Here is a 17,124-nt window from a genome sequence, read left to right on the forward strand (position 1 = left end):
TGTACAAAATAATTATTCTGTACAACATTCCTTCAGCATAGATTCAAGGGTGTACAAGTCAATTTATTTGTACAGGATTTTGGCGAGACCTAGAGCCAGCCCATTTTCCAGTGCGCATCGTCCTGCAATGCGTGCCAGTCCAACTGCGTGCTGTGTCGGGTCAACACAGCCTGTAATTCAATCTCCAGCACCGTGCCATCCTCGTCGCAGAATAGTCTGGTTATCAGAAAATGCTTTTCACGGTTTTGCGGGAGGGCTGCTGTCCATTTCGACAGCAGCAGTTTGCGCGGATTGAAGCGGTTCACTGCAAGTGTTCGTGCAGACGGCGTGCAGCTTCCTGACCACTGAGCCACGCGCCCTCGACCCGGCCTGACAGGCACCAGTCACCGCACGCATACAGCCCCAGATCGGCATCCGCCAGCGTGCCCCATTCATGGCTGGTGGATGGGCGAGCGTAGAGCCAGCGGTGGGCGAGACTGAAGGTGGGCGCGGGCATGGCGCTGTGCAGCAACTCGGCGAAGGCCCCGTGTAATTGCTCGATCACCGCCTCCTTGGGCAAGTCGATGTGCTGGCGGCTCCAGGCGCTGGTGGCGTGCAGGACCCAGGTGTCGAGCGTGTTGTCGCGCCCCGGTTTGCTGCGGTTGCGGGCCAGCCAGTCGAGGGCGCTGTCTTGTACGAAGCAGCCTTCAATGGGGGTATCCAGCGGCGTATCGAAGGCGAGGGCGACGGCCCAGGTCGGGTCCATCTTCACGCCCGCGGCAGCCCCGGCGAGTTTCGGTGCAGCGGCCAGCAACGCGGTGGCCTGTGGGGCCGGGGTGGCGATCACCACATGGCTGAACGGCCCGTGGGTGAAGCCTTCGGCATCTTGCAGGTGCCAGTGTTCTTCGCCGCGATAGACCTCGGTGATCCGGCAGGCGAAGTGCACTTCCAGGCCGTCGAGCAAGCCACGGGTAATGGCGCTCATGCGCGGCGTGCCGACCCAGCGGGTCTGCTCGTCCGGCGACAGGTTCAGTTGCCCGCCATGATAGGTGTAGAGCTGCGGCGTCCACTCGGCGACCCAGCCCTGGCTTTGCCAGCGTTGGACTTCGGTGACGAAGCGTCGGTCGCGGGCGGTGAAATACTGCGCGCCCATGTCCAGCGAGCCGGCGTCACTGCGCTTGCTCGACATGCGCCCGCCGCTGCCACGGCTTTTATCGAACAACTGAACGCTGTGCCCGGCCTCTGTCAGGGCCTGGGCGGCGGAGAGTCCGGCGATGCCGGTGCCAATGATTGCGATAGGTACAGTCATAGGGGCCTCGTTTACCTTTCTGTACAGACTACGCCGTGGATGAAACCTGTACAATTTTGTTTTTTGGTATAACTTCCAGCGTTTTCGTTCTGACAGCTTGGCCTATTGTTAAACAATAGAGCCTGCCCGATAGAAAAGATCCCTGCTTATAAAAATAGACTAGGGATCGGGGTAAAACGCCACGCGAGGAAGATGTCATGCACATATTGCTGACCGGCGGTACTGGATTGATCGGACGTCAGCTCTGCCGGCACTGGCTGGGGCAGGGACATCGCTTGACCGTGCTGAGTCGTCGCGCGGAAAAAGTCGCGAAAATCTGTGGAGCGCCAGTGCGTGGCATTGCGCGTCTGGAGGACTTTGGCGACGAGCCGGTCGACGTGATCGTCAACCTCGCCGGCGCGCCGATTGCCGACCGGCCGTGGACCCATCGGCGAAAAGCCGTGTTGTGGAGCAGTCGCATCACACTCACCGAAACGTTGCTGACGTGGCTGGAAAATCGCGGACAGAAACCGTCACTGCTGATCTCGGGCTCGGCGGTGGGTTGGTACGGTGACGGCGGCGAGCGCGAGTTGACCGAAGATTCGCCACCGGTGATCGACGATTTCGCCAGTCAGTTGTGCATTGCCTGGGAAGAAACCGCGCAACGCGCCGAAGCGATGGACATTCGTGTGGTGCTGGTGCGGACCGGGCTGGTGCTGTCGGCCGAGGGCGGTTTTTTGTCGCGCCTGTTGCTGCCGTTCAAACTCGGACTGGGCGGGCCCTTGGGCAATGGTCGGCAGTGGATGTCGTGGATTCATATCGACGATCAAATCGCCCTGATTGATTTTCTTCTGCACCGCAATCAGGCCAGCGGTCCTTATAATGCGTGCGCACCGAAACCTGTGCGCAATCGCGAATTCGCCAAGACGCTGGGCAGCGTGCTGCATCGCCCGGCGTTCATGCCGATGCCGGCCCTCGCCTTGAAGGTCGGGCTCGGCGAGATGTCATTGCTGTTGCTGGGTGGCCAACGGGCCACGCCGGCACGCTTGCTGGAAGCCGGATTCAGTTTCCGCTTCACGGATTTACGCGCGGCCCTGGACGATCTCTCCAGCCGCCTCTGAAATAGGACGTTGCATGACCGATCACGCCTTGCTTCTGGTCAACCTGGGTTCGCCGGCCTCCACTTCGGTGGCCGACGTGCGCAGCTATCTCAATCAATTTCTGATGGACCCGTACGTGATCGACCTGCCGTGGCCGGTGCGGCGTCTGTTGGTGTCGCTGATCCTGATCAAACGCCCCGAGCAGTCGGCCCATGCCTACGCCTCGATCTGGTGGGATGAAGGCTCGCCGCTGGTGGTGCTAAGCCGTCGCCTGCAACAGCAGATGAAGGCGCAGTGGACCCACGGCCCGGTGGAACTGGCCATGCGTTACGGCGAACCGTCCATTGAGACAAGCCTGTTGAAGCTGGTCGCGGCGGGGCACAAGCGCATCACCCTCGCGCCGCTTTATCCACAGTTCGCCGACAGCACCACGACCACCGTGATCGAAGAAGCCAAGCGGGTTGTGCGCGAGAAGAAACTCGATGTGCAACTGTCGGTATTGCAGCCGTTCTACGATCAGCCGGAATACCTCGACGCGCTGGTGGCGAGCGCCAAACCGCACTTGCAGCAGGATTACGATCACCTGCTGCTGAGCTTCCATGGTTTGCCGGAGCGGCACCTGAAAAAGCTCAATCCGGGACACAGTTTCGAGGGCGGCGGCGATTGCTGCGCCGGTGCACCGCCGGAGGTGGTTGCGACCTGTTATCGCGGTCAGTGCCTGCGCACGGCGGCCGAGTTTGCCAAACGCATGGGCATCCCGGACGGTAAATGGTCGGTGTCGTTTCAGTCGCGGCTGGGCCGGGCGAAATGGATCGAACCCTACACCGAAGCGCGGCTGGATGAGTTGGCCAAGAGCGGCGTGAAGAAGATTCTGGTGATGTGCCCGGCGTTTGTTGCCGATTGCATCGAAACCCTGGAAGAGATCGGCGATCGCGGCAAGGAACAGTTCCGCGAGGCGGGAGGGAAGGAGTTGGTGCTGGTGCCGTGTCTGAACGATGACCCGCAATGGGCCAAGGCGTTGGCGACGTTGTGTGAGCGGGCGCCACTGGCTCTTTGATGATCGTTCCCACGCTCTGCGTGGGAATGCCTCTAGGGACGCTCCGCGTCCAGTGACGCAGAGCGTCACGGGCTGCATTCCCACGCGGAGCGTGGGAACGACCAACGCTCAAGGCTTAGAGCAGTGGCTCATCCGCCTTCTTGTGTTTCCAGCTGTCGTTGCCCGGCAGGATCAGGTTCAGCGCAATCGCCACCACCGCGCACAGCGCGATGCCTTTGAGGCCGAAGTCATCCGGACCGGTGCCGGTGCCGACCAGCACACCGCCAATCCCGAACACCAGCGTGACGGAAACGATCACCAGATTGCGCGCCTCGCCCAGATCGATCTTGTGACGGATCAGGGTGTTCATCCCCACCGCCGCGATCGAACCGAACAACAGGCACAGAATCCCGCCCATCACCGGCACCGGAATGCTTTGCAGCAGGGCACCGAACTTGCCGATGAACGCCAGGCTGATGGCGAAGATCGCCGCCCAGGTCATGATTTTCGGGTTGTAGTTCTTGGTCAGCATCACCGCGCCAGTCACTTCGGCGTAGGTGGTGTTGGGCGGACCGCCGAACAGGCCGGCGGCCGTGGTGGCGATACCGTCACCCAGCAGGGTGCGATGCAGGCCCGGTTTCTTCAGGTAGTCGCGACCGGTCACGCTGCCGACGGCAATCACGCCGCCGATGTGCTCGATGGCCGGGGCCAGCGCCACCGGGACAATGAACAGGATCGCCTGCCAGTTGAACTCGGGCGCAGTGAAGTGAGGGATCGCAAACCACGGGGCTGCCGCAATCTTCGCGGTGTCGACGACACCGAAATAGAAGGACATGGCGAAACCCACCAGCACGCCGGAAATGATCGGTACCAGGCGGAAAATGCCTTTGCCGAACACCGCCACGATCAACGTGGTCAGCAATGCCGGCATCGAGATCATCATCGCGGTCTGGTAATGGATCAGCTCCGAACCGTCACCGGCCTTGCCCATCGCCATGTTCGCGGCAATCGGCGCCATGGCCAGGCCAATGGAAATGATCACCGGACCGATCACCACCGGCGGCAGCAGACGGTCGATGAACCCGGTGCCTTTGATCTTCACGGCCAGGCCAAGGAAGGTGTAGACGAAACCGGCCGCCATCACGCCGCCCATGGTCGCGGCGAGGCCGAACTGGCCCTTGGCGAGAATGATCGGGGTGATGAAGGCAAAGCTCGACGCCAGGAACACCGGCACCTGACGCCCGGTGACGATCTGGAACAGAATCGTCCCAAGACCTGCGGTAAACAGTGCCACGTTCGGGTCAAGGCCCGTGATCAGCGGCATCAGCACCAGGGCGCCGAAAGCCACGAACAGCATCTGTGCGCCGGACAGCACCGTGCGCCAGAGCGGATCGTTGAACTCTTGCTGCATGGTTACGCGTCCTTCTGCTTGGTGCCGAAGATCTTGTCACCGGCATCGCCAAGCCCAGGAATGATGTAACCGTGCTCGTTGAGTTTCTGATCGATGGACGCGGTGTAGATGATCACGTCCGGGTGAGCTTTCTCGACAGCGGCAATGCCTTCCGGCGCGGCAACCAGCACCATCGCGCGGATGTCCTTGCAACCGGCCTTCTTCAGCAGGTCGATGGTTGCAACCATGGAACTGCCGGTGGCGAGCATCGGGTCGATGATCATGGCCAGGCGTTCGTCGATTTCCGGAACCAGTTTTTCCAGATAAGTGTGGGCCTGCAGGGTTTCTTCGTTACGGGCAACGCCGACGGCGCTGACCTTGGCGCCCGGGATCAGGCTCAGCACGCCTTCGAGCATGCCGATGCCGGCACGCAGGATCGGCACGACGGTAATCTTCTTGCCGGCGATTTTCTCGACCGACACAGTGCCGCACCAACCTTCGATATCGTAGGTTTCCAGCGGCAGATCTTTGGTAGCTTCATAGGTCAACAGGGCACCGACTTCCTGAGCGAGCTCACGGAAATTCTTGGTGCTGATGTCTGCACGGCGCATAAGGCCAAGTTTGTGACGGATCAGCGGATGGCGGATCTCTTGGATGGACATGGGGAAAGGCTCCGGCGGCGGGCAAAAAAACCGGCCTAGATTAATCTATCCGAGGGTGATGTCCTATAGGACATACAGTACGTTAGTCCACAAATGCTTGATTCGGCCGTGCGGGATGCGTACCTTTGCCCGCTTTTCCGAAACAGACCCCCCTTGGAGAGCGCCATGTCCGCTGATCTCGAGCATATCCGTCAAATCATGCGAGAGGCTGACTGCCTGTACACCGAAGCTGAAGTCGAGGCTGCCATTGCCCGCGTCGGTGCACAAATCAACGAACAACTGGCCGAGAGCAACCCGGTGGTGTTCTGTGTGATGAACGGCGGGCTGATTTTCTCCGGCAAGCTGCTGACCCATCTGCAGTTCCCGCTGGAAGCGTCCTACCTGCACGCCACCCGCTATCGCAACGAAACCAGCGGCGGCGACCTGTTCTGGAAAGCCAAGCCGGAAGTCTCGTTCATCGACCGCGACGTGCTGATCATCGACGACATCCTCGACGAAGGTCACACCCTGGGCGCGATCATCGACTTCTGCAAACACGCTGGCGCGCGCAAAGTGCACACCGCCGTGCTGATCGACAAGGACCACGACCGCAAGGCCCGTCCTGACCTGAAAGCCGATTTCGTCGGCCTGCCGTGCGTCGACCGTTACATCTTCGGTTACGGCATGGACTACAAAGGCTACTGGCGCAACGCCAACGGGATCTTCGCCGTCAAAGGCATGTAAGAGTCCCCTGAAAGATCGCAGCCCCTGGCTGCGATCTTTTGCTTTTAAAGACTGCTAAAGTGCTCGGCCCCGCCTTCCGGAGCCTGTCATGAGCCTCTTGATCCGCAGCTGCGCCGCCCTGTTGCTGACCCTCAGCCTGCCCCTGGCCGCCGCCCCGATGCACAGCCAATTCCTGCCGCCCGACGACCTGACCCTGCGCGATGCCGAACCCGAGCAGCAGCAACTGTTGCAGGTCACCGACTATTCCGTGGTGGTCGGTGCCCAGCGTCAGTCCAATCAGCAGCCGATTCCGGTCACGTCGCCGTTGATGATTCGCCTCAAGGGCAAGTCGCTGAACAAGGGCGCGACGATCAACCAGGTACTGGTCAGTTTTGACGGCGAAAGCAAAAGCCTGAAAAAGCCGGTGTATGACGACAAGAGCAAGACCCTGACGCTCTTCTATCCGTTGGCCCAGTACCGGGTGGTGATCGATCTGTTGCGCAACGAAACGGTGTACTGCCAGTTCCTGACCTACGCCAACGGCCACATCTGGGCCGATCTGCACACCGGCAGCACGCGTGCGCGTTGAGCCCTGTGCCCGGGCGGGGGTAAACTGCCCGCCCCGTGAAATGTCTGCGAGCTGGAGTCGGCAATGCGTAAAGATAAGAAGCAAGTGATTGGTGACGAGATCGGCGATGAGCAGATCAAGCTGTTCCTCGATTTTGAGCCGGTCGACGCCACCTCGCCGTCGCTGCACAAACTGGTCAAGGCCTACCGTGGCTTGCGCATCGACGATTTCGAGCGCTTCCTGACCTTCTTCGTTGCAGCCGGTTATGACGTGGACGGTAAAGACGAGCACGGCAAGACCTTCGTCGACCAGATCCGCGATCAACGCAACGCACCGGAATACATCGAGCTGATCGAGAAGGCCCGCGGCTGATCGCTCGCGGTTTTCCCGAGGCATAAAAAAACGCCCCGCACTCACTGAGTGCGGGGCGTTTTTCATGGAGCCGAATCAGGCGTAGCTTTCGGTCTCGTTACTGGCTGCAACCAGTTCCAGCGCGACGTTGTTGTGCGCGTTGATCTTGCGATACAGCGCAGCGTCGGTTTCCAGGACCTTTTCACGGGCCGGGAAGATTTCCGCCAGTTTGGCAGCCCACTCACCCTTGGCCTTGGCCGGGAAGCATTTCTCGATCAGTTCCAGCATGATCGAAACGGTCACCGAAGCACCTGGCGAAGCACCGAGCAGGGCGGCGAGGGAGCCGTCCTTCGCGGCCACCAGTTCGGTACCGAACTGCAGGATGCCGCCTTTTTTCGGGTCTTTCTTGATGATCTGCACCCGTTGGCCGGCCACTTCCAGGCGCCAGTCTTCGGCTTTCGCCTCGGGGTAGAAACGACGCAGGGATTCCAGACGCTGTTCCATCGACTGCATCACTTCGCTGACCAGGTACTTGGTCAGGTCCATGTTGTTCTTGGCCACGGCCAGCATCGGGCCGATGTTGCCGGCGCGAACCGACAGCGGCAGGTCCATGAAGGAGCCGTGCTTGAGGAACTTGGTGGTGAAACCGGCGTATGGCCCGAACAGCAGGGACTTCTTGCCATCGACCACACGGGTGTCCAGGTGCGGCACCGACATCGGTGGCGAACCCACGGCCGCCTGGCTGTAGACCTTGGCCTGGTGATGCTTGACCACTTCCGGGTTGTCGCAACGCAGCCACTGGCCGCTGATCGGGAAGCCACCGAAGCCTTTGCTTTCTTCGATGCCCGAGGCTTGCAGCAGCGGCAGGGCCGCGCCACCGGCGCCAAGGAACACGAATTTGGCGTCGACTTCGCGGCTGCTGCCGCTGTTGACGTCCTTGATGCTGACGGTCCAGCCGTTGGCGTTACGCTTCAGACCGGTCACGCGCTTGCAGTACTTGACCTGGGCATCCGGAGCGCTGGTCAGGTGCTTGAGCAACTGATTGGTCAGCGCGCCGAAGTTGACGTCGGTGCCGTTGATCACGCGGGTGGCGGCGAGCACCTGGTCTTGCGGACGCCCCGGCATCATCAATGGCATCCACTCGGCCATCTTCGCCTTGTCTTCGGTGTATTCCATGTCGGCGAAGGCGTGGTGCTTGTGCAGCACGTTGAAGCGTTCCTTGAGGAATGAAACGCCTTTTTCGCCTTCGACGTAGCTCAGGTGCGGCACCGGGCTGATGAAGGATTTGCACGAGCCGAACGTGCCTTTCCTGGTCAGGTACGACCAGAACTGCTTCGACACCTCGAACTGGGTGTTGATGTGCACGGCTTTCTTGATGTCGACGGTGCCGTCGGCAGCCTGCGGCGTGTAGTTCAGCTCGCACAGGCCGGCGTGGCCGGTGCCGGCGTTGTTCCACGGGTTGGAACTTTCCGCGGCACCGGAATCCATCAGCTCGACGACTTCCAGCTTGATCGCCGGGTCGAGCTCTTTGAGCAGGACTGCAAGGGTGGCACTCATGATGCCGGCCCCAACCAGAACTACGTCGACTGCTTCGTTATGCGCCATTTAACGCGTCTCCAAAATCTGCAGCACCAAATTGTCGGCATGGCTGCCAGGTATCCGGGGCAGGTCAGTTGCGCCCCAGGAACCCATGGCCAGGTTTGCCATGTCCGAATCTTCGCAATTTTTCGCAACTTCGACGGATGCGTGCGGCCTGGCTTCAAGAGTCACATGAACTCATTTCAGCACGGGGCTGGCAATTCGACTTATGGTCGAGACATCCGTTTGTGCAACCAAATCCGTAGCGGACAGGCTTCAGGCTCCGGTATTCGAGGCGTACCCGTTCCTGTGTCGTTGGGCTGTTTCAGACGCTAATGGTGCATGTTCAGACGCAAAACTATTCATTTGCTCGCCACACTCTTGTGAAGTTGTGAAAACCCGTTTTTTTCACGCTCTTTTGAAGACGTGAACCTCAAAAAAGGGCTGTCCGGGCCTGGCACCGTGCCCGGAAGGATTGCCGCCACGCGATACATGGGCAGGCAAAACGGGCAAACAACTCAGTGACCGAGCGTCATGACAGCTCTGCAGATTCGCGAAAAGCGGGGATTTGCCAGGGAAACAGCAAGCACGCCAGCTTCACTCGATCTGTGTGGGCGGCTCTCTGTGGGCGATTTTGATGCCAATGCAAGCGCATTGACGCTGTTGCGGGGCCCGATCAGGAGACGTCCTTATAATCGGGGGGAGATTGTATCGAAGAAATGCGGGGAGTTGGTCGAGTTTAATGACTTTTATTAGGCATCCGGTCAGATGCTCAACATCGCCTGGGCGCGTGCGCGAGGGCGGTGCTGTTCGACCCGGGCGCTGGCAGGCAGAGGCTGGTGCAACCAGTTGAGGCGGATTTCCTCGATTTCGACCCAACCGTCACCCATTGGCTGCAGGCTGCACTGTTTGAAAGCCTGGCAATGGCCGTTGTGGTCGAGCAGGGCGAAGCTGCGGTGCAGCGGACGTGGAGCGAACAACGAGATCAGATAGCGCATGGTGTGTGTTCCTTCTGGAGATCTGTGACGAAGATTGTCAAAAGACCGTGAAGCGAACATGTAAGGGCGGTGAACAATCTGTGACAGGAACCGCGTGCACCGGGGTTTGTCAGAGATTTCAGTGCTGGTGACCCGCTGTGGCCCACCGCTATACTGCGGGCCTGTCTGTGCCTGATTCTGGAGAGAAGAGCATGTTGCAACGCCTGTTGTTCGGTTTGATCACTGTGACCAGTTTGACCCTGGTTGGCTGCGCCCACAGCCCGCAACAACTGAGCCCGGAACCGAAGCTGACCACTCAGCTGGCACCGGTCGGCCACGGCCAGCCTGTCGTGGTCCGCGTGGTTGACGGTCGTCCGTCGCCAACCCTGGGCACCCGCGGTGGCCTGTACCCGGAAACCAGCGCCATCACTGTGCAGCGCGAACAGATCCTGCCGAAGTTGCAGGCTCAGGCCGAAGCGGCCGTGCGTCTGCTGGGCTTCACCCCGTCCAACGGTGCGATGAATGCTCCACAACTGACCGTGACCCTGACTGAACTGAAGTACCAGTCGCCGAAAGAAGGCATGTACGTGACCGAGGCCACCATCGGCGCGACCTTCCGTTCCGACGTGCAGAGCGGCAACCGTCGCTACAGCGGCCGTTACGGCGCGTCGCTGGACCAGCGTTTCGGCATGGCGCCGAATCAGGAAACCAACACCAAACTGGTCAGCGATGTGCTGAGCGATGCGCTGACCCGTCTGTTCAAGGATCCGACCGTGGGTCAGATCCTCGCTGAATAAGGCGTTCGCCAGATGTGAAAAAGCCCGGGGCCAGTGATGGATTCGGGCTTTTTTGTGGGTGTCAGGATTGGAATTTGTGTCGTTTGAACTATCGCCTCCCCCTCACCCCAGCCCTCTCCCCCAAGGGGGGCGAGGGGGAAAGGGAGCAGATTGGGGCTACTCAAATTTTGAGTTCGACTCGATAGTTCAGGTCGGTGTAGCTCAAATATTCACCTCGGTCGGTCCCCTCTCCCTCCGGGAGAGGGCTAGGGTGAGGGTGCTTTTGATTTAAAGCTTTTTCGTTCAAGCGGCTTGCGAATAGAAGTCGAGAACGCTGACCCCAGTCAGCAAATCAGTCTCGGGCAAGTCCGCATGCTGGTGCCCGCCGAGGGCGCAATACACCAGCCAGTGACGGTCCTGAACATTGAAGGCCAGGCTGCCGACGAGGGTCTGTTGTTCGTCGGACGGGGAGATGAGGTACAGGCGATCCTGGTTTTCAGCGTGAAGCATGTCGCATTCCGTTTACGTTTCGAGGCGCGCAGGGTGGCCGAAACAAATGACGATGCCGTGACACAGGACAGCCATCGGTCGATTGCTGCGTTATTTGTCGTAAAGGGTAGGGCTGCGGGGGAGGGTTTCGGTAGAATCCGCGCCGCGGTCGTCGGTCTGGCGTTCGCCATTCCGGTTTAGATTGAGGTCTGTGATGTCGCTGCACTTGATGACGCTGTTTACCGCCCATCCCGCCAAACTGATCAACCTGCTGGCCCTGCTGTTGGCTTTCCCGGGCAGTTGGCTGCTGCACGCGACCCGTCGCCGTGAACAACGAGCGATGGCCAGTATCGCGGCCCAGCGTCAAAGCCGGCCCGATCAGGAGCCAGTGCTGGATTGGGCGACCCTGCGCATGAATCGCTTCTTCTACCGCTTCGGCTTTGCCTGTCTGGGCCTGGCGTTACTGGTGTCCTGGATCAGTACCCGCTACTGAACGAAAAACGGCGCCCGAAGGCGCCGTTTTTGTATCCGGCCGAAACCGCTTACAGCGGCAAACCAGCCTTGACCCGGTACTGATTGCGCACCGGCGTCGCGTATTGCAGCACCAGATATGGACGGTGCTCCTCAGGGCAGGTGTCCAACCGGTTCTGCCATTCTTCCTGAGCCTTGGCCAGCTCCTCGGCACCGAACACCTCGGCAGCCTTCGGCACATTCAGTTGCGGATCAGCATCCGCCCACTGCGCGTACGCCAGGTAATGCACCGGGAACAACCGGTAGCCGCCGAGAATCTGCTTGTCCATCTCGACTGCCAATTGCTTGGTGTCTTCGAACAGCTCGGTGATCGGCGCGGCAAAGTTCACGTGCACCCGACCCTTGTAGCCGGTGATGCCCTTGGCGATGCTCACGTCATCTTCGCCCGGCGCCTTGCTGTAGGTGCCGGTGGTGGCGCGGATGTACAGCTCACGGGCCTTGGCCTGGTCGCACGGATCGTATTCGTAGCTGATCGACACCGGGGTCAGGTTCAGCGACTGGATAACCTCGCCGAACGGCTCGTCCTTGCGGCTCATGTGGAACATCTTGAGGATCGCCGACTCGGTACGGTCGTCGCCGTCCTTCGCACGGCCTTCGGCCTGGGCGATCCAGATCGAGGCGCAATCGTTGCGGATCGAGTGGTTGATGTAGGCCGACAGCAGTTGATAAGCGGCCATTTTCTCGCGGCGCCCGGTGATCGAACGGTGAACGATGAAGCTCTTGTTCAGGCGCATCAGGTCGCTGACGAAAGGTTTTTGCAGCAGGTTGTCGCCAATTGCGATGCGCGGGGTCGGCAGGCCGGCGTGGTACACCGCATAGTTGACGAAAGCCGGATCCATCACGATGTCGCGGTGGTTGGCGATGAACAGATAAGCGCTGCCGGACTTGAATTGCTCGACACCGGTGTAGGTCACGCCGTCGGTGGCGCGCTCGATGGTGTGGTCGACGTAGAACTCGACCTTGTCCTGCAAAGTGGCCACGGAGGTCACGTCGGCGAACTCACGACGCAGCCGATGGGCTATAAGTGGTTTGAGCATCCAGCCGAAGGCACCGGCAAAACGCGGGAAGCGGAAGTGGGTGAGGATATCTAGAAACGCCTTGTCGCCGAGCAGTCGCGCCAGTACCGCAGGTACTTCGCTGTCGTCGTAAGGTCGGATGGCATCGAATTCGCCCATCATGCTCTCTTGTTGGAAACGGCTAGGGTAAGTAAAGGTTTTGATCGAAAACCAACGGGGCACGGTCTGAAAAAGTAGCCAGACAAAAATAGCCCTGCAAATAGACCGGCGATTATACGCACAAGTCACCCGGGAGACCGCGATGCTGGAAAGCGCAGTATATGAATGTCCGTATTGTGGTGAAGAGGTCGAGACGACCGTGGATCTCTCAGGTGGTGACCAGACCTATATCGAAGACTGTCAGGTGTGTTGCCGGCCGATCACCTTTGTCCTGCAGGTCGATGGTCAGGACTGGTTTCTGGAAGTCTTCAGCGAAAACGAGTGAGGTGCGCCCATGCAGCGAATCTACGAGCCGGAAAACCTGATGGAAGGCGAGATGCTCAAGGGCATGCTCGCCAGCGAAGGCATCGAGGCGCATCTGGTCGGGCGCGATTTGCTCGGTGGCACGGGCGAGTTGCCGATCTTCGGGCTGCTCGGGCTGTCGGTCGAGAACGATCAGGCCGAATACGCCCGCGAACTGATCAGCGCGTACAATGCCGCGCTGCCGCTGCCCGGCGATGAACCGGAGAGCTTCCCCGGTACGCTGGTCTGTTAGGCTGGCGTTCGTTTTATTCTTGAGTCGTGCTGCCCCATGTGTGGACGTTATGCCCTGTTTCGCTGGAACCGCGACTTTGCGGCGCTGCCAGGTTTTCCCGCCGATCAGTTGGCGCAGTGGAACATTTCCCCCAACGATTCGGTATTGATGCTGCGCGCCGAAGCCGATGGCCAGCGCACGCTGGTCCGCGCCCGTTGGGGGCTGACGCCGCCGTGGCTGACCGATCTGTCGCGTACCCCGGCCCATGCCCGGGCCGAAACCGTCGCCGAACAACCGATGTTTCGCGAAGCCCTGCGCCTGCGCCGTTGCCTGCTGCCGGCCAACGGTTTCTACGAATGGCGCGGCACCACGCGCAAGCGCCCGTACTGGCTGACGCCGGGGGAGGGGTCTTCGTTGTTTTTTGCGGCGATCTGGGAAGCGTATCCAGTGCAGGAACAGGTGTGGCTGAGTACGGCGGTGATTACACAGCCAGCAGCCAGTCAGCGCCGGCCGTTGATTCTCGATGAGGCGGGGCAGGCGGCATGGCTCGATCCCGAGACGCCGCTGCATGTCCTGCAAGGCCTGCTCGCCAGTGAGCCCGCCGCCTTGCGCGAGCGGGTGCTGGCGAACATGGTCAATGATCCGAAGCTCAACGGGCCGGAGTGTTTGACTCCGGCCTGATTGATCAGACCTTGAACTGATTGATCAACCGCCGCTGCTGCTCCGCCAGTTTGGTCAGGTCCGCACTCGCCGAACTCGACTCGTCCGCGCCCCCCGCCACTTCATTCGCCACCTGACCGATGTTGATCACGTTGCGGTTGATGTCGTCGGCCACCGCGCTCTGTTCCTCGGCGGCGCTGGCAATCTGGGTGTTCATGTCGTTGATCACCGACACCGCCTGGGTGATGGTCTCCAGCGCTTCGGCTGCCTTGGCCGCGTGCTGCACGCTTTCGTCGGTGCGGTTCTGGCTGTCTTCCATGACCCGCACCACGTCGCGGGTGCCTTGTTGCAGTTGCTGGATCATGCTCTGGATTTCTTCGGTGGCTTTCTGGGTCTTCTGCGCCAGGTTGCGCACCTCGTCGGCCACCACGGCAAATCCGCGCCCCTGCTCACCGGCACGGGCTGCTTCGATAGCCGCGTTAAGGGCCAGCAGGTTGGTCTGCTCGGCGATCCCGCGAATGGCGATGAGGATCGCATTGATGTTTTCGCTGTCCTTGGCCAGCGTCTGCACCACGTCCACCGCCTTGCTGATTTCCACAGCCAGCACGCCAATCGAATTCGACGTGTCGCGCACGATCTGCATGCCTTGGCTGGCGGCCTGATCGGCATGGCTGGCGGCTTGCGCCGCCTGGGTCGCGTTGCGCGCCACGTCCTGGGCGGTGGCGGTCATTTCCTGCACGGCGGTGGCGACCTGATCAATCTCGGCCATCTGCTTCTGTATGCCGATATTGGTGCGGATCGCAATGTCCGCCGTGTGCTCCGAGGAATCGCTGACACTCTGCACCGACGACACCACCTGCGTGATCATCGCCTGCAGCTTCGCGAGGAAGGTGTTGAAGCCTTTGGCGATTGAGCCGAGTTCGTCTTTGCGATCACTGCTCAAGCGACGGGTCAGGTCGCCTTCGCCCTGGGCGATGTCATCGAGCATGGTCACCATTTGCTTCAGCGGTCGGGCGATGCCGTGGCCCACCAGCCAGATCACCAGCAAACCGAGGCCGGCAATGATCAGGCCGACCATGGCCATGCCGAAGGTGTCGGATTTGCGCTGGGCGTCGAGGTCACCCTGGAGTTTCTGCAGGTCGGCCATCACTGCGTTGAGCGGCAGTTGCAGCATCAGCGTCCAGCGTGCGTCGGTCTGGCCGATGCCGAATGGCAGGTACAGTTCGATCCGGCCCGAATCCTTATTGACGGTGTAGGTCACTTCGCCGCGCTTGAGATTGGCCATGTTGGCAATCTGCTGGGCGTCGAGGATATCGCTGACCTTCTCGCCGAATTTGCTCGGGTCCTTGGTGTAGGCGACGATCCGGCCGTTGCCGCCGATCAGGGCCATTTGCCCGGCGCCGCTGTACAGTTTCTGGTTCGCGCCCAGGAGCATTTCCTGGATGAAGTTCACCGACAGGTCGGCGCCGACGATGCCCTGGAACGCGCCGTTGAGCATGATCGGTTCAATGAAGGACGCGAGCATGACGATCTTGTCGCCGACCTTGTAGGGCGCCGGATCGATCACGCAGGATTTCCTGGTTTCTTTCGAGCACAGGTAGTATTCGCTGGCGCGCACGCCGGTGGACAGGACTTTCTGGTCGTCGACGTCCACCAGTTTGTCCAGGCCGAGGGTGCCGTCTTCGTTGCGGAACCACCACGGCAGGAAGCGCCCGTTGGCGGCGTCGATGCCGACCACGCTGGTGCCGACGTAAGCCGCGTCATTGTGGTCCAGTGCGTTCTTTTCCCAGCCGATGTAGGTGCCGAGAATCTTCGGGTTCTTCTCGACGTTTTCCTTGATCAGGCTGATCAGTTGCTCGCGGCTGACGGTCAGTCGCGGCTGGCCATCGGCGCCGGGCGTGCCGAGCAGGGCGTTGACCCGCACCAGTCCGCCGGCAATCAGCAGCGGCGCTTCCAGTTCGCGCTGGATCTGGCTGACCTGGGTCTGTGCCAGCGAGGTCAGGCGTTGTTCGATGACTTGCTCGAACTGGGCCTGGGTCCGTTGTTGAACCATCTCCTGGGTGCGGGCGCCGGAAAACAGCGCATACAGCACCAACGCAGCCACCACGCTGAGAACGATGGCGCCGGCCAGGGCCGCCACGGAAAACTGGATCGACTTGAATTTCATGGAAGCTCCGCACGCAAGAGGACATCTGCGCTGCTGTATCGGCAGCCACTATTGCGCCATGAGGCGAAGTGCGCGCAATTGACGGTGGATGTCGCAAATGGATCAGTGCGCGACGCAGTTGCAGAGGGCTTGTCGGTGGATGTGAATTTTTTCCTACAGGGCTGAGGAGTGTCTTCTGAAAACAGGTGCATCACGTCTGTTGTATCTGGCGTCGATACAATTACCCGCCTAGGATACGCGGCATGTTTTCAGGGAGCTTTTGAATGAACAAGACTTTGGTTGTAAGTGCACTGAGCGCGGCGCTGTTGCTGGCCGGTTGTCAGTCGGTCAACACCACCAGCGGCGGTGCCGTGGGCGTGGAGCGCAAGCAGTACATGTTCAGCATGCTGTCCTCGCAAGAGGTCGACCAGATGTATGCCCAGTCCTATCAGAAGACCGTTGGCGAGGCGTCCAGCAAAGGTGTGCTGGACAAGACCAGCAACGAAGCCAAGCGGGTTCAGGCGATTGCCAACCGTCTGATCGCCCAGGCGCCGAACTTCCGGCCGGATGCCGCGCAATGGCAGTGGGAAGTGAACCTGATCAAGAGTGACGAGCTCAACGCCAACTGCGGCCCTGGCGGCAAGATCATTTTCTACACCGGGCTGATCGATAGCCTGAAACTGACCGACGATGAAATCGCCGCGGTCATGGGCCATGAAATCGCCCACGCCCTGCGCGAGCACGGTCGTGAAGCAATGTCCAAGGCCTATGGCATCGAGATGGCCAAGCAGGGCGCCGGTGCGTTGCTCGGTCTGGGTCAGGACAGCCTGGCGCTGGCCGACACCGTGGCCAACTACGGGATGACGCTGCCCAACAGCCGTGCCAACGAAAACGAAGCCGACCTGATCGGCCTGGAACTGGCCGCTCGCGCCGGCTACAACCCGAACGCCGCGATCACCCTGTGGAACAAGATGAGCAAGGCGTCCGAAGGTGCACCGCCAGAGTTCATGAGCACTCACCCGGCATCCTCCAGCCGGATCGCCTCGTTGCAGGCGGCCATTCCGAAGGTCATGCCGCTTTACGAAAAAGCGCCAAAGTCCTGAAATAATGATCGCTCCCACACTGAGTGTGGGAGCGATCTG

At 60.5% G+C, this 17,124-nt stretch carries 20 protein-coding genes; 11 read left to right on the forward strand and 9 right to left on the reverse strand.

Translation table 11 applies throughout. From position 1 onward, the window contains the following. Nucleotides 1–89 precede the first annotated feature (89 nt). Together AC07N4_RS28325 and AC07N4_RS28330 are read right to left on the reverse strand one after the other, a co-directional pair. Nucleotides 90–305: a TIGR02450 family Trp-rich protein gene (locus tag AC07N4_RS28325; RefSeq protein WP_192558971.1), complete on the reverse strand. Its 216-nt coding sequence runs from the start codon at nt 303–305 to the stop codon at nt 90–92. Next, nucleotides 302–1,288, reverse strand: coding sequence for an NAD(P)/FAD-dependent oxidoreductase (locus AC07N4_RS28330; RefSeq protein WP_096822763.1), 987 nt, complete (start codon nt 1,286–1,288; stop codon nt 302–304). The genes AC07N4_RS28325 and AC07N4_RS28330 overlap by 4 nt, the downstream gene beginning before the upstream one ends. A gap of 197 nt (nt 1,289–1,485) precedes the next feature. On the opposite strand from AC07N4_RS28330, the gene AC07N4_RS28335 reads away from it, so the two are divergent. Continuing rightward, nucleotides 1,486–2,388, forward strand: coding sequence for a TIGR01777 family oxidoreductase (locus AC07N4_RS28335; protein ID WP_096822765.1), 903 nt, complete (start codon nt 1,486–1,488; stop codon nt 2,386–2,388). Nucleotides 2,389–2,401: 13 nt separating this feature from the next. Further along, nucleotides 2,402–3,424: a ferrochelatase gene (gene hemH, locus AC07N4_RS28340; RefSeq protein ID WP_493066601.1), complete on the forward strand. Its 1,023-nt coding sequence runs from the start codon at nt 2,402–2,404 to the stop codon at nt 3,422–3,424. A 115-nt stretch (nt 3,425–3,539) separates the two neighbouring features. Here the strand turns inward: hemH and AC07N4_RS28345 are convergent, their stop codons facing one another. Together AC07N4_RS28345 and upp are read right to left on the reverse strand one after the other, a co-directional pair. After that, nucleotides 3,540–4,814: a uracil-xanthine permease family protein gene (locus AC07N4_RS28345; protein ID WP_096822768.1), complete on the reverse strand. Its 1,275-nt coding sequence runs from the start codon at nt 4,812–4,814 to the stop codon at nt 3,540–3,542. Nucleotides 4,815–4,816: 2 nt separating this feature from the next. Next, the gene (upp, locus tag AC07N4_RS28350; protein ID WP_007951682.1) at nt 4,817–5,455 is read right to left on the reverse strand and encodes a uracil phosphoribosyltransferase; all 639 of its coding nucleotides are present in this window, start codon (nt 5,453–5,455) and stop codon (nt 4,817–4,819) included. 165 nt (nt 5,456–5,620) lie between these two features. On the opposite strand from upp, the gene AC07N4_RS28355 reads away from it, so the two are divergent. The 3 genes from AC07N4_RS28355 (at nt 5,621) to AC07N4_RS28365 (ending at nt 7,097) form a co-directional block, all read left to right on the forward strand. Further along, nucleotides 5,621–6,178, forward strand: coding sequence for a hypoxanthine-guanine phosphoribosyltransferase (locus AC07N4_RS28355; protein ID WP_096822770.1), 558 nt, complete (start codon nt 5,621–5,623; stop codon nt 6,176–6,178). Between the two features lie 88 nt (nt 6,179–6,266). Then, on the forward strand, nt 6,267–6,746 hold the full coding sequence (locus AC07N4_RS28360; protein ID WP_102621231.1) for a hypothetical protein: 480 nt from the start codon (nt 6,267–6,269) through the stop codon (nt 6,744–6,746). A gap of 63 nt (nt 6,747–6,809) precedes the next feature. Continuing rightward, the gene (locus tag AC07N4_RS28365) at nt 6,810–7,097 is read left to right on the forward strand and encodes a PA4642 family protein (RefSeq protein ID WP_007951679.1); all 288 of its coding nucleotides are present in this window, start codon (nt 6,810–6,812) and stop codon (nt 7,095–7,097) included. A gap of 75 nt (nt 7,098–7,172) precedes the next feature. On the opposite strand, the gene mqo is transcribed toward AC07N4_RS28365, so the two are convergent. Together mqo and AC07N4_RS28375 are read right to left on the reverse strand one after the other, a co-directional pair. Next, nucleotides 7,173–8,681, reverse strand: coding sequence for a malate dehydrogenase (quinone) (mqo, locus tag AC07N4_RS28370; RefSeq protein WP_192558968.1), 1,509 nt, complete (start codon nt 8,679–8,681; stop codon nt 7,173–7,175). 737 nt (nt 8,682–9,418) lie between these two features. Next, a complete protein-coding gene (locus tag AC07N4_RS28375) occupies nt 9,419–9,652 on the reverse strand; it encodes a hypothetical protein (RefSeq protein WP_085733640.1) in 234 nt (77 codons plus the stop codon). A gap of 191 nt (nt 9,653–9,843) precedes the next feature. Between AC07N4_RS28375 and AC07N4_RS28380 the strand changes: the two genes are divergently transcribed. Next, nucleotides 9,844–10,428 carry a YajG family lipoprotein gene (locus AC07N4_RS28380; RefSeq protein WP_096822774.1) on the forward strand — a complete coding sequence of 195 codons (585 nt, stop codon included), beginning with the start codon at nt 9,844–9,846 and terminating at the stop codon, nt 10,426–10,428. A 282-nt stretch (nt 10,429–10,710) separates the two neighbouring features. Here AC07N4_RS28380 and AC07N4_RS28385 read toward each other — a convergent pair whose 3' ends face one another. Then, complete coding sequence (locus AC07N4_RS28385) at nt 10,711–10,917, reverse strand: hypothetical protein (protein WP_039766399.1); 207 nt, start codon at nt 10,915–10,917, stop codon at nt 10,711–10,713. A 193-nt stretch (nt 10,918–11,110) separates the two neighbouring features. Here AC07N4_RS28385 and AC07N4_RS28390 point away from each other — a divergent pair, with 193 nt between their 5' ends. After that, nucleotides 11,111–11,389 (forward strand): hypothetical protein, encoded by a 279-nt coding sequence (locus AC07N4_RS28390; RefSeq protein WP_096822775.1) that lies wholly within the window; start codon nt 11,111–11,113, stop codon nt 11,387–11,389. A gap of 49 nt (nt 11,390–11,438) precedes the next feature. Here the strand turns inward: AC07N4_RS28390 and AC07N4_RS28395 are convergent, their stop codons facing one another. Further along, nucleotides 11,439–12,602 carry a 1-acyl-sn-glycerol-3-phosphate acyltransferase gene (locus AC07N4_RS28395; RefSeq protein ID WP_493066600.1) on the reverse strand — a complete coding sequence of 388 codons (1,164 nt, stop codon included), beginning with the start codon at nt 12,600–12,602 and terminating at the stop codon, nt 11,439–11,441. A gap of 142 nt (nt 12,603–12,744) precedes the next feature. On the opposite strand from AC07N4_RS28395, the gene AC07N4_RS28400 reads away from it, so the two are divergent. The 3 genes from AC07N4_RS28400 to AC07N4_RS28410 are packed head-to-tail and all read left to right on the forward strand — an operon-like array spanning nt 12,745 to nt 13,857. Further along, nucleotides 12,745–12,927, forward strand: a complete 183-nt coding sequence (locus tag AC07N4_RS28400; protein WP_493066599.1) for a CPXCG motif-containing cysteine-rich protein — start codon at nt 12,745–12,747, stop codon at nt 12,925–12,927. A gap of 9 nt (nt 12,928–12,936) precedes the next feature. Then, nucleotides 12,937–13,197, forward strand: a complete 261-nt coding sequence (locus tag AC07N4_RS28405; protein WP_085709319.1) for a putative signal transducing protein — start codon at nt 12,937–12,939, stop codon at nt 13,195–13,197. A 36-nt stretch (nt 13,198–13,233) separates the two neighbouring features. After that, the gene (locus AC07N4_RS28410; protein ID WP_493066598.1) at nt 13,234–13,857 is read left to right on the forward strand and encodes an SOS response-associated peptidase; all 624 of its coding nucleotides are present in this window, start codon (nt 13,234–13,236) and stop codon (nt 13,855–13,857) included. Nucleotides 13,858–13,861: 4 nt separating this feature from the next. Here AC07N4_RS28410 and AC07N4_RS28415 read toward each other — a convergent pair whose 3' ends face one another. Beyond that, nucleotides 13,862–16,003 carry a methyl-accepting chemotaxis protein gene (locus tag AC07N4_RS28415; RefSeq protein ID WP_096822779.1) on the reverse strand — a complete coding sequence of 714 codons (2,142 nt, stop codon included), beginning with the start codon at nt 16,001–16,003 and terminating at the stop codon, nt 13,862–13,864. 263 nt (nt 16,004–16,266) lie between these two features. On the opposite strand from AC07N4_RS28415, the gene AC07N4_RS28420 reads away from it, so the two are divergent. After that, on the forward strand, nt 16,267–17,085 hold the full coding sequence (locus tag AC07N4_RS28420) for a M48 family metallopeptidase (protein ID WP_096822780.1): 819 nt from the start codon (nt 16,267–16,269) through the stop codon (nt 17,083–17,085). Nucleotides 17,086–17,124 lie beyond the last annotated feature (39 nt).

The organism is Pseudomonas sp. GW821-FHT09E04 (assembly GCF_059416185.1).

What these genes read in the sequence shown, in the direction of transcription:
- AC07N4_RS28395 (WP_493066600.1), bottom strand. Translation starts at nt 12,602, where the DNA reads ATGGGCGAATTCGATGCCATCCGACCTTACGACGACAGCGAAGTACCT.
- AC07N4_RS28360 (WP_102621231.1), top strand. Translation starts at nt 6,267, where the DNA reads ATGAGCCTCTTGATCCGCAGCTGCGCCGCCCTGTTGCTGACCCTCAGC.
- AC07N4_RS28335 (WP_096822765.1), top strand. Translation starts at nt 1,486, where the DNA reads ATGCACATATTGCTGACCGGCGGTACTGGATTGATCGGACGTCAGCTC.
- AC07N4_RS28420 (WP_096822780.1), top strand. Translation starts at nt 16,267, where the DNA reads ATGAACAAGACTTTGGTTGTAAGTGCACTGAGCGCGGCGCTGTTGCTG.
- AC07N4_RS28400 (WP_493066599.1), top strand. Translation starts at nt 12,745, where the DNA reads ATGCTGGAAAGCGCAGTATATGAATGTCCGTATTGTGGTGAAGAGGTC.
- AC07N4_RS28385 (WP_039766399.1), bottom strand. Translation starts at nt 10,917, where the DNA reads ATGCTTCACGCTGAAAACCAGGATCGCCTGTACCTCATCTCCCCGTCC.
- AC07N4_RS28405 (WP_085709319.1), top strand. Translation starts at nt 12,937, where the DNA reads ATGCAGCGAATCTACGAGCCGGAAAACCTGATGGAAGGCGAGATGCTC.
- AC07N4_RS28375 (WP_085733640.1), bottom strand. Translation starts at nt 9,652, where the DNA reads ATGCGCTATCTGATCTCGTTGTTCGCTCCACGTCCGCTGCACCGCAGC.
- AC07N4_RS28410 (WP_493066598.1), top strand. Translation starts at nt 13,234, where the DNA reads ATGTGTGGACGTTATGCCCTGTTTCGCTGGAACCGCGACTTTGCGGCG.
- AC07N4_RS28345 (WP_096822768.1), bottom strand. Translation starts at nt 4,814, where the DNA reads ATGCAGCAAGAGTTCAACGATCCGCTCTGGCGCACGGTGCTGTCCGGC.
- AC07N4_RS28365 (WP_007951679.1), top strand. Translation starts at nt 6,810, where the DNA reads ATGCGTAAAGATAAGAAGCAAGTGATTGGTGACGAGATCGGCGATGAG.
- AC07N4_RS28380 (WP_096822774.1), top strand. Translation starts at nt 9,844, where the DNA reads ATGTTGCAACGCCTGTTGTTCGGTTTGATCACTGTGACCAGTTTGACC.
- upp (WP_007951682.1), bottom strand. Translation starts at nt 5,455, where the DNA reads ATGTCCATCCAAGAGATCCGCCATCCGCTGATCCGTCACAAACTTGGC.
- AC07N4_RS28330 (WP_096822763.1), bottom strand. Translation starts at nt 1,288, where the DNA reads ATGACTGTACCTATCGCAATCATTGGCACCGGCATCGCCGGACTCTCC.
- mqo (WP_192558968.1), bottom strand. Translation starts at nt 8,681, where the DNA reads ATGGCGCATAACGAAGCAGTCGACGTAGTTCTGGTTGGGGCCGGCATC.
- AC07N4_RS28355 (WP_096822770.1), top strand. Translation starts at nt 5,621, where the DNA reads ATGTCCGCTGATCTCGAGCATATCCGTCAAATCATGCGAGAGGCTGAC.
- hemH (WP_493066601.1), top strand. Translation starts at nt 2,402, where the DNA reads ATGACCGATCACGCCTTGCTTCTGGTCAACCTGGGTTCGCCGGCCTCC.
- AC07N4_RS28415 (WP_096822779.1), bottom strand. Translation starts at nt 16,003, where the DNA reads ATGAAATTCAAGTCGATCCAGTTTTCCGTGGCGGCCCTGGCCGGCGCC.
- AC07N4_RS28390 (WP_096822775.1), top strand. Translation starts at nt 11,111, where the DNA reads ATGTCGCTGCACTTGATGACGCTGTTTACCGCCCATCCCGCCAAACTG.